Origin of the sequence: Rugosimonospora acidiphila (genome assembly GCF_039543385.1) — a bacterium.
GTDB lineage: Bacteria > Actinomycetota > Actinomycetes > Mycobacteriales > Micromonosporaceae > Rugosimonospora > Rugosimonospora acidiphila.
This window is the reverse complement of the sequence record NZ_BAABJQ010000054.1, coordinates 1-11,383: the sequence shown is the minus strand read 5'-3', so window position 1 is coordinate 11,383 and position 11,383 is coordinate 1. Positions and strand designations below refer to the sequence as shown.

The 11,383-nt window shown below is 74.9% G+C and carries 1 protein-coding gene and 1 pseudogene; both read left to right on the top strand.

Annotated elements, in window-relative coordinates:
• Window positions 1-18: 18 nt before the first annotated feature.
• A pseudogene (locus ABEA87_RS41085) lies at window positions 19-9,414 on the top strand (type I polyketide synthase); the annotation flags it as partial.
• 21 nt (window positions 9,415-9,435) lie between these two features.
• Window positions 9,436-11,383 (top strand): type I polyketide synthase (locus ABEA87_RS41080; protein WP_345639200.1); only part of this gene is annotated, 1,948 nt, incomplete at its 3' end.

Sequence of the window (11,383 nt, the reverse complement as noted above, 5' to 3'; positions counted from 1 at the left end):
GCTGGAGGCATGATGAGCAACGACGATAAGCTCCGCGACTACCTCAACAAGGTCACGGCCGACCTCCGCCGCGCCCGGCGCAGGGTGGACGAGCTGGAGGCCGCGGCGGGCGAGCCGATCGCCGTGATCGGCATGGGCTGCCGCTTCCCCGGTGGTGCCGACACGCCGCAGGGCCTGTGGGACCTGGTCGCCACCGGGACCGACGCCATCGCGGGCTTCCCCGCCGACCGCGGGTGGCGCACGGACGGGCTGTTCGGCGACGCCGAGGACAGCGGCACGACGTACGTCCGCGAGGGCGGGTTCCTTTACGACGTCGCCGGGTTCGATCCGGGCTTCTTCGGCATCTCCCCGCGCGAGGCGCTGGCCATGGACCCGCAGCAGCGGCTCCTGCTGGAGGTCGCGTGGGAGTCGTTCGAGCAGGCCGGCATCGTGCCGCGCACGCTGCGCGGCAGCCGGGCGGGCGTCTTCGTCGGCGCCGCCTACCAGGGGTACGGCACCGGGGCCGGCGAGGCGCTGCGCAGCGTCGAGGGGCACCTGATGACCGGCAACGCCACCAGCGTGGTGTCCGGCCGGCTCGCCTACACCTTCGGGCTGGAGGGCCCGGCGATCACCGTCGACACCGCGTGCTCGTCGTCCCTGGTGGCGCTGCACCTGGCCGTGCAGTCGCTGCGGCGCGGCGAGTGCACGCTGGCGCTGGCCGGCGGCGCCGGGATCATGGTCAACCCCGACATGTTCGTCGAGTTCAGCCGCCAGCGCGGCCTGGCCGCCGACGGTCGCTGCAAGTCGTTCGCCGACGAGGCCGACGGCACCGGATGGGGGGAGGGCGCCGGGATAGTCCTGGTCGAGCGGCTCTCCGACGCCCAGCGGCTGGGCCACCCGATCCTCGCGGTGATCCGCGGGTCGGCGGTCAACCAGGACGGCGCCAGCAGTGGCCTGAGCGCGCCGAACGGCCCGTCACAGCAGCGGGTCATCCGGGCCGCGCTCGCCGACGCCCGGCTGGCCGCCTCCGAGGTCGACGCGGTCGAGGCGCACGGCACGGGTACCGCGCTCGGCGACCCCATCGAGGCGCAGGCGCTGCTGGCCACGTACGGCCGGGAGCACACCCCGGACCGCCCGCTGTGGCTGGGCTCGTTCAAGTCCAACGTGGGGCACACCCAGGCCGCCGCCGGCATCGGTGGCGTGATCAAGATGGTCCAGGCCCTGCGGTACGCCACCCTGCCGCCCACCCTGCACGCGGAGCACCCCAGCGGCCAAGTCGACTGGGGCGACGGCACCGTACGCCTGCTGACCGACGGGCGACCGTGGCCGACCACCGGGTCCCCGCGCCGCGGTGCGGTCTCCTCCTTCGGCATCTCCGGCACCAACGCGCACATCGTGCTGGAGGAGGCGCCCGAGCCGGAGCCGACCGCCGAGCCCGCCGCGCCCGAGGCGCTGCCGATCCTGCTGTCCGGCAACGGCCCGGCCGCCCTGCGCGACCAGGCCACCCGCCTGCTCGCCCACCTCGACGGCGATCCGGCCACCGACCAGACCGGGGTGAGCGCCACGCTCGCCCTTTCGCGTACCCAGTTCCCCGACCGGGCGGCCGTGGTCGGCGACAACCCGTCGTCGGTACGCGCGGCCCTGGCCGCGCTGGCCTCCGGCGAGGACGCCCCCGGCCTGGTCACCGGCACCGCCCTGCCCGGCGGCAAGGTGGCGTTCGTCTTCCCCGGGCAGGGCGCGCAGTGGCCCGGCATGGCCACCGCCCTGCTCGACACCGCGCCGGTGTTCGCCCAGAGGATGACCGAGTGCGACGCGGCGCTGGCGCCCTTCGTCGACTGGTCGTTGCTGGACGTGCTGCGCGGCGCCCCGGACGCCCCACCGCTGGACCGCGTGGACGTCGTGCAGCCGGCCCTGTTCGCGATGATGGTGTCGCTGGCCGAGCTCTGGCGCGCGCACGGGGTACGGCCCGACGCGGTGGTCGGCCACTCCCAGGGCGAGATCGCGGCCGCCGTCGTGGCGGGCGCGCTGAGCCTTTCCGACGGCGCCCGCGTGGTCGGCCTGCGCAGCCAGGCGCTGCGGGCCCTGTCCGGGGCCGGCGGCATGGTGTCGGTGTCCGCCGCCGCCCAGCGGGTCACCGAGTGGGCCGCCCAGACCGGTGCCCCGGTAGAGATCGCGGCGGTGAACGGGCCCGCCACGGTGGTCGTGTCCGGACCTCCCGCGGCCCTCGACGACCTCCTCGCCTGGTGCGCGGAGCAGGACATCCGGGCCCGGCGGGTACCGGTGGACTACGCCTCGCACTCCAGCCAGATCGAGGGGCTGCGCGACGAACTGCTCGCCACGCTGGCTCCGGTACGGCCGCGCCCGGCCGAGATCCCGATGCTGTCCACGGTGACCGCCCAGTGGGTCGACGGCACCGGGCTGGACGCCGACTACTGGTACCGCAACCTGCGCGGCACGGTGCGCCTCGATCCCGCCGTGCGGGCGCTGGCCGGGGCCGGGTACCGGCACTTCCTGGAGATGTCGCCGCACCCCGTGCTCACCGTCTCGATCGGCGACGTGCTCGACGACGCCGGTGTCACCGCCGCGACCGGCGGATCGCTGCGCCGCGACGACGGCGGGCTCGGCCGGTTCCGGTTGTCGGTTGCCAGCGCCCACGTGCGCGGCCTGCCGGTGGACTGGGCCAGCGTGTTCCCCGCCGCGCCGGTGGCCGCGCTGCCCACGTACGCCTTCCAGCGCCGCCGCTACTGGCTGGAGCCGGACGCGGTGGCCGAGCAGCAGGACGCGGCGCCCGCCGCGGATGACGATTTCTGGCAGGCGGTGGACAGCGCCGACCTCGAGCTGCTGACCGAGGTCCTCGGCGTGGAGGAGGACGCCTCGCTCGCCGACCTGCTGCCCGCGCTGTCGGACTGGCGCCGCCGGCAGCAGGATGAGTCCATTGTGGACTCGTGGCGGTACCGGATCGAATGGCAGCCGCGGTCCACCTCCGCCGACGGTCGGCCCGGTGGCCGGTGGCTCGCCGTTCTGCCTGCCGCGACGCCCAGCCATCCCGTCCTGGACGCCCTGCGCGACGCCGCCCTCTCCGTGGAGGTGCTGCGGGTCGGGGCCGACCCCGACCGGGCCGGGCTGGCCAACCAGCTCGCCGGCCACGGCGCCGACATCGATGGCGTGGTGAGCCTGCTCGCCGTCGATGACCGGCCGGACCCGGCTCGCCCGGGTCTGACCAGCGGACTGGTCGCCACGCTGCTGCTCGCGCAGGCGCTCGGTGACGCGGCAGTGTCCGCCCCGCTGTGGCTGCTGACCACCGGCGCCGTCGTGGCCGGCGCCAAGGACGCGCCGCCGGACCCCGCCCAGGCGCAGATCTGGGGACTCGGCCGGGTCGTTGGCCTGGAGCACCCGGACCGCTGGGGCGGCCTGATCGACCTGCCGGCGGCCCTGGACGGCCGCACCGGCGCACAGCTCGCCGCGCTGCTCACCGGGGGCGGCGACGAGGACCAGATCGCGCTGCGCCCGGCCGGCGCGCTGGTCCGCCGGCTGGTGCGGGCCCGCCCGCCGCGCTCCGGCCGGCCGCTGAACCTGCGCGGCACCGCGCTGGTCACCGGCGGTACCGGCGCGCTCGGCGCGCACATCGCCAACTGGCTGGCCGGCTGCGGCGTTGAGCACGTCGTCATGCTCAGCCGCCGCGGCGCGGACGCGCCCGGCGCCGCCGCCCTGGCCGAGCTGGAGGTTCCGGTCACGGTACGGGCCTGCGACGTGGCCGACCGGGAGGCGCTGCGGGCCCTCGTGGCCGAGCTGACCGACGCCGGCCACGAGATCCGGACCGTGATCCACGCGGCCGCGCTGATCGAGCTGGACAGCGTCGTCGGTACCGACCCGGACCGGCTGGCCGCCGTGGCCCACGCCAAGGTGGCCGGGGCGGAGAACCTCGACGCCATCTTCACCGGCGACCTGGACGCCTTCGTGCTGTTCTCGTCGATCGCCGGGGTGTGGGGCAGCGGCGAACACGCGTCGTACGCCACGGCCAACGCCCACCTCGACGCGCTCGCCGAGCGGCGCCGCGCCCGCGGCCTGCGCGCCACCACCATCGCCTGGGGCGTCTGGGCCGCGGTCAACGCCTGGGCCGAGGCCCGCACCGGTCAGGACGTCGACGCGCAGCGGCTGATCCGCCAGGGGCTGCCGTTCCTCGACCCCGGACGGGCCCTGCACGCGCTCGGCCGGGCGCTCGCCGACGACGAGACGTTCCTGGCCATCGCCGACATCGACTGGCCACGCTTCGCGCCGGTCTTCGCCGCGGCCCGGCCCCGCCCGCTGCTCGACGGCATCCCGCAGGCGCGGCAGGCGCTCGCCGCGGCCCCGTCCGCCACGCCCGACGGCGGCGCGGACACCCCGATCCGGGCACGCCTGGCGGGCCTGAGCGCGGCGGCGCGCCTCGACGTTCTGGTCGACCTGGTGCGCTCCCGCGCCGCCGCGGTGCTCGGGCACGCCTCGGCCGACGACGTGCCGCCCGACCGGGCAATGCGCGAACTGGGCTTCGACTCGCTGACCGCCGTCGACCTGCGCGGCCGGCTCAACGCCGCCACCGGCCTGTCGCTGCCGTCGACCGTGGTCTTCGACCACCCGACCGCAGAGGACCTGGCCCGCCGCCTCGACGCGGAGCTGACCGGCGCGGCGCTGACCGACACGGTCACGGCCGGGCCGGTCGCCGCCGACGAGCAGATCGCCATCGTGGCGATGAGCTGCCGGTACCCGGGCGGGGTGGCCTCGCCCGAGGACCTGTGGCAGCTGCTGGCCGACGGCCGCGACGCGATCTCGGTCTTCCCGACCGACCGTGGCTGGGACAACGCGTCCCTGTTCGACCCCGACCCCGACAACGAGGGCACCAGCTACACCCGGCAGGGCGGCTTCCTGTACAACGCCGGTGACTTCGACGCCGCGTTCTTCGGGATCTCCCCGCGCGAGGCCGTCACGATGGACCCGCAGCAGCGGCTGCTGCTGGAGACCACCTGGGAGGCGCTGGAGCGGGCCGGGATCGACCCGCGTACCAGGCGTGGCACCCCGACCGGAGTCTTTGTCGGCACCAACTACCAGGACTACGGCATCGGCCTGGCCGCACCGGACACCTCCGCCGGGCACCTGCTCACCGGCGGCGCGGCCAGTGTCGTCTCCGGCCGGATCTCCTACACGCTCGGCCTGGAGGGCCCGGCCGTCACCGTGGACACCGCGTGCTCCTCGTCGCTGGTCGCGTTGCACCTGGCCGCCCAGGCGCTGCGCCAGGGCGAGTGTGACCTGGCGCTGGCGGCCGGCGTGGCGGTGATGTCCACCCCGGGCTCGTTCGTCGCCTTCAGCCGGCAGCGGGCGCTCGCCCCCGACGGTCGCTGCAAGGCCTTCGCCGAGGCCGCCGACGGGATGGGCCTGGCCGAGGGCATCAGCGTGCTGCTGGTCGAGCGGCTCGCCGACGCCCGCCGCAACGGGCATCCCGTGCTCGCCCTGATCCGCGGCTCCGCGGTCAACCAGGACGGCGCCAGCAACGGACTCACCGCCCCGAACGGCCGGTCCCAGCAGAAGGTGATCCGGCAGGCGCTGGCCCATGCCGGCCTGGGCGCCAACGAGGTGGACGTCGTCGAGGCGCACGGCACCGGCACGACCCTGGGCGACCCGATCGAGGCGCAGGCGCTGCTGGCCACGTACGGGCGCGACCGTGACCCCGACCGTCCACTGTGGATCGGATCGGTGAAGTCCAACATCGGCCACACCCAGGCCGCCTCGGGCATCGCCGGCGTGATCAAGATGGTCCTCGCGATGCGCCACGAGGTGCTGCCGCGCACCCTGCACATCGACCAGCCGTCGACCCACGTCGACTGGTCCGCCGGCACCGTGCGCCTGCTCTCCGACGAGCGCGCGTGGCCGGCCGGTCAGGCCCCGCGCCGGGCCGGCGTCTCGTCCTTCGGCATGAGCGGCACCAACGTGCACGTACTGCTGGAGGAGCCGCCGGTGGCGGACCCGGCGCCGCGGCCCACCACCGGATCGTGGTCGACCGGGGCGCCGCTGCCCTGGGTCCTGTCCGCCCGCACCGACACCGCGCTGCGCGCGCAGGCCGGCCGGCTGGCCGCCGCGATAGGGGGTGCCCCAGACCAGGGGGGCTACCTCGCAGAAGTGGGGTATTCGCTGCTGTGCACCCGTTCTACATTCGAGCGGCGGGCGGTTCTGGTTGCTCGCGACGAAGGCGGTTTCCGCGCTCTGCTCAATGGCCTGGCCGACGGCGAAATGCCGCCGGGCGTGGTCACCGGAGCCGCCAACCGGCGGCGGAAGACAGCGTTTGTCTTCCCCGGCCAAGGGTCGCAGTGGACGGGTATGGCATTGGAGTTGCTCGACGTGTCGACGGTGTTTTCTCAGAGCATGACGGCCTGCGCCGAGGCGCTGCTGCCGCATCTCGAGACGCCGCTGTCCGAGCCGGAGCGGCTGTGGCCCTGGCTGCTCGCCGACGCCGAGGCCCTGAACCGGGTCGACCTCGTCCAGCCCGCCCTGTTCGCGGTCATGGTGTCGCTCGCCGAGGTGTGGCGCGCCCACGGGGTGGTCCCCGACGCGGTCATCGGCCACTCCCAGGGTGAGATCGCCGCCGCCGTGGTCGCCGGCGCGCTGTCGCTCGACGACGGCGCCCGCCTCATCGCCCTGCGCAGCCGGGCTCTGGTCGCGCTCTCCGGCGTGGGCGCGATGGCCTCGGTCGGCGCGTCCGCCGACACGGTCGCCGCCCGGCTCGCCGGGTACGACGGCCGGTTGGTCGTCGCCGCGGTCAACGGCCCGGAGACGGTAGTCGTCTCGGGCGACGTGGACGCGATGGACTCCTTCGAGGCCGAGACGACCGCCGACGGCATCCGCTTCCGCCGCATCCCGGTCGACTACGCCTCTCACTCGCCGCACGTCGAGCGCCTGCGCGACGAACTCGCGGAGCTGTTCGGCACGGTCCGGCCCAGCCCGGCCGGGGTGACCTTCTGCTCCACCGTCACCGGCGGCCCCGTGGACCCCACCGTGCTCGACGCCGGCTACTGGTACGACAACCTGCGCAAGCCCGTGCTGCTCGAACCGGCCGTGCGCGCACTGGCCGACGACGGCTACGACACCTTCGTGGAGTGCAGCCCCCATCCCGTGCTCACCCTCGCGCTGTCCGGAACCCTGGACGCGGCCGGGCATGACGGCCTGGTCCTGTCCTCGCTGCGGCGCGACGAGGACAGCGCCGAGCGGATGCTGCGTTCGCTCGCCGAGGCGCACACCGGCGGTGTCGAGGTCGACTGGACCCTCGTCACCGGCACCGGCCACCGCACGGTCGAGCTGCCCACGTACGCCTTTGACGGCACCCGGTTCTGGCTCGACCCGCAGCCGGCCCGCCAGGCCACGCTCGACGTGGACGAGGCCTTCTGGGCCGCGGTCCGCGACGGCGACCTGGCCGGGCTCGCCGACTGGCGGGACCGGCACGCCGCCGCGCAGGCCGCGCAGTGGTGCTACCGGATCGCGTGGAACGGGCCGCTGCCCGCCGCGCCGGCGACGCTCGCCGGCCGGTGGATCGCGCTCGTGCCCGACGCCGGCCGCCCGGACGCCGCCGCCATCCTCGACGCCCTGGCCGCACGCGGTGCCGAGGTGGTACCGCTCGGCGTACCGGCCGGTGGCCGGCCCGCCCTCGCGGCAGAGCTGGGTCAGCTCGCCGCGGCCGGCCCGGTGAGCGGCGTGGCGCTGCTGGCCGCGTCCGGCCCCGCAGACGGGGTGCTCGCCACCGCCGCGGAGCTCGCACCGGCCCTGGCCGATGCCGGGCTGACCGCGCCGGCCTGGCTGATCACCCGGCACGCGGTCGCCATCACGGAGGACGAGACTCCCGACCCGGACCAGGCCGCCCTCTGGGGCCTGGGCCGCGTGGTCGGGCTGGAATATCCGGCGCTCTGGGGCGGTCTCGTCGACCTGCCCGAGGCATGGGACGAGGCCGCGGCCGACCTCCTCGCCGGGGTGCTGGCCGGCGACGGCGTCGAGGACCAGGTCGCGATCCGCCCCGGCGGGGTGCACGCCCGCCGCCTCGTACCCGCCGGATTCACTGACAAGTCTGGCCCGGGCGGCGCCTGGAAGCCGCAGGGCACGGTCCTGATCACCGGCGGCACCGGCGCCCTCGGCGCGCACGTGGCCCGCTGGCTGGCCCGCTCGGGCGCGGAGCACCTGGTGCTCACCAGCCGCCGGGGCGAGGACGCACCGGGCGCCCGGGAACTGCGGGACGAACTGGCCACCACCGGCGTCGGCGTCACCATCGCCGCCTGTGACCTGGCCGACCGGGGTGCCGTGGTCGCCCTGCTGGACGACCTGCGCGCCAACGACCACCTGCCGTCGGCGGTGGTGCACGCCGCGGGCATCCCGCAGGCCAGCACGCTCGACGAGACCACCGGGACCCCGGACGACACCGCGGACACCTTCGCCCAGATGTACTCCGGCAAGGTCACCGGCGCCCGCCACCTCGATGAACTGCTCGGCGACGGCCTCGACGCGTTCGTGCTCTTCTCCTCCAACTCGGGGGTGTGGGGCAGCGCCGGACAGGGCGCGTACGCGGCGGCCAACGCCTGGCTGGACGGGTTCGCCGCCCGGCGACGCGCCCAGGGACGGGCCGCCACCTCGGTGGCCTGGGGCCTGTGGGCCGGCGGCGGCATGGCCGGCGACGAAGGCGAACACCAGCTGCGCAGGCGGGGCCTGCGCCCGATGGATCCGGAAAACGCGGTCGCCGCGCTGCGCCAGGCCCTCGACCGGGGCGTGGACTTCGTGGCCGTCGCCGACGTCGACTGGGACCGCTTCCTGCCGGTCTTCACCGCTGCCCGGCCCCGGCCGCTGTTCGACGACCTTCCGCGACGCGCGCAGGCGCCCACCGCGGGCGAGTCGGCGGCGGATCCGGCGGGCGACGGCGCCCCGGCCGAGCTGGCCCGGCTGCGCGCCCTGCCCGAGGCGGAGCGGCAGGACGCCGTGCTCACCCTGGTCCGCGCCACGGCGGCGGCCGCCCTCGGGCACGCCGGTCCGCAGGCCGTCGACAGTTCCCGGCCGTTCCGGGAACTCGGGTTCGACTCGGTGACCGCCGTCGAGGTCCGTAACCGGCTGCGTGCCGCGACCGGGCTGGCGCTGCCGGCCACCGCCCTGTTCGACTATCCGACGGCCGCGGCACTGGCCCGTCACCTGCTCGACCAGATCGCGCCCAGCGGGGACGAGATCTTCGACCAGCTCGACCGGATCGAAGAGGCGCTGCCCTCGGCCGGTACCGACGAGAACACCCGGATGCGGCTGCGGATGCGCCTGCGCACCCTGCTCGAACGCTGCGAGGCCGACGATGCCGCGGCCGGGGACGACGCCGAGACCCAGCTGGCGGAAGCCTCCGCCGACGAGGTCTTCGCCTTCATCGAAAACCAGTTCGGAATCTCCTGACCAACGAACCGGAGGCCCCCGATGCCGGACGACGACAAGCTGCTCGCGTACCTCAAGCGCGTCACCGCGGATCTGCACCAGACCCGGCAGCGGTTGCAAAAGGCGGAGTCCGAGCGCCGGGAGCCGATCGCCATCATCGCCATGGCGTGCCGCTACCCGGGTGGGGTGACGAACCCCGATCAACTGTGGGACCTCGTCGCCGACGGGGTCGACGCGATGGGCGAGTTTCCGACCGACCGCGGCTGGGACACCGACCGGATGTACCGGCCGGACGCCGACGCGCGGGCGATCGAGGGCGGGTTCGTGTACGACGCGGGCGGCTTCGACCCGGCCCCGTTCGGCGTCTCGCCGCGTGAGGCGCTGGCCATGGACCCGCAGCAGCGGCTGCTGCTGGAGACGTCGTGGGAGGCCTTCGAGCGGGCCGGGATCAACCCGCGCTCGCTCGGCGGCAGCCGCACCGGTGTCTTCGTCGGCGGCAACTCCTCCGGGTACAGCGCGTCGCTGCAGGGGGAGCAGGGCTACGAGGGGTACCTGCTCACCGGCGAGGCGCCCAGCGTGATGTCCGGGCGCCTGTCCTACACGTTCGGCCTGGAGGGGCCGGCCGTCACCGTGGACACCGCCTGCTCGTCCTCGCTGGTGGCGCTGCACCTGGCCGTGCGCTCGCTGCGCGACGGCGAGTGCTCGCTCGCGCTGGCCGGCGGCGTGACCGTGATGGCCAGCCCGATGGCGTTCGCCGAGTTCTCCCGGCAGGGCGGCCTGGCGGGTGACGGCCGGTGCAAGTCCTTTGCCGAGGCGGCCGATGGTACGGGTTGGGGTGAGGGTGTCGGTCTGGTGCTGCTGGAGCGGCTGTCGGACGCGCAGCGGTTGGGGCACCGGGTGCTGGCGGTGGTGCGTGGCTCGGCGGTCAACCAGGACGGTGCCTCCAACGGGCTCACCGCGCCGAATGGTCCGTCCCAGCAGCGGGTGATCCGGGCCGCGCTGGACAATGCCGGTCTCGCCGCGGACGACGTGGACGCGGTCGAGGCGCACGGCACCGGTACGACCCTGGGCGACCCGATCGAGGCGCAGGCCCTGCTGGCGACGTACGGGCAGGATCGGCCGGAGGGCCGGCCGTTGTGGTTGGGTTCGATCAAGTCGAACATCGGGCACACCCAGTCCGCGTCCGGCGTGGCCGGCGTCATCAAGATGGTGATGGCGATGCGGGCCGGGTTGCTGCCCCGCACCCTGCACGTCGACCGGCCCGCCGAGCGGGTCGACTGGTCGAGCGGCGCGGTCCGGCTGCTCACCGAGCAACAGCAGTGGACGGTACCGGATCGGCCGCGCCGCGCCGGAGTCTCGGCGTTCGGCGTCAGCGGCACGAACGCCCACATCCTGCTGGAGCAGTTCATCGAGGAGCCGTCCGAGTCGTCCGAGTCGTCCGAGTCGTCCGAGTCGTCCGAGTCGACCGAGTCGACCGAGTCGACCGAGTCGACCGAGCCGGTCGCCGGATCCGACGTGCCGACCGGCCGCACCGGGGTGCCGCTGTCGGCGGCGGACCCGGAGGCGTTGCGGTCGTTCGCCGCCGCGGTGGCCGACTCCGTTACCGCCGCGGGCGACGACCTACCCGTGACCGCGTGGGCCGGGGCGCTCACCGATCGGCGCGCTCTGCTGGATCACCGCGCGGTGGTCCTGGCCGCGGGTCCGCACGAACTCGCCAAGGAATTGCGGGCGCTGGCCGACGGCGTCGAGTCGCCCTTCGTGGTGTCGGGTGAGGCGGGTTCGGATGCGCGGTTGGGTGTGGTGTTCACGGGTCAGGGTGCGCAGCGGGTGGGGATGGGTGCTGGTTTGGCGGCGGTGTTTCCGGTGTTCGCGGAGGCGTTGGATGAGGTGTGTGGGCTGTTCGGGTCTGGTTTGCGTGAGGTGATTGAGTCGGGGGTGGGGTTGGAGCGTACGGGGTGGGCGCAGCCGGCGTTGTTTGCGGTGGAGGTGG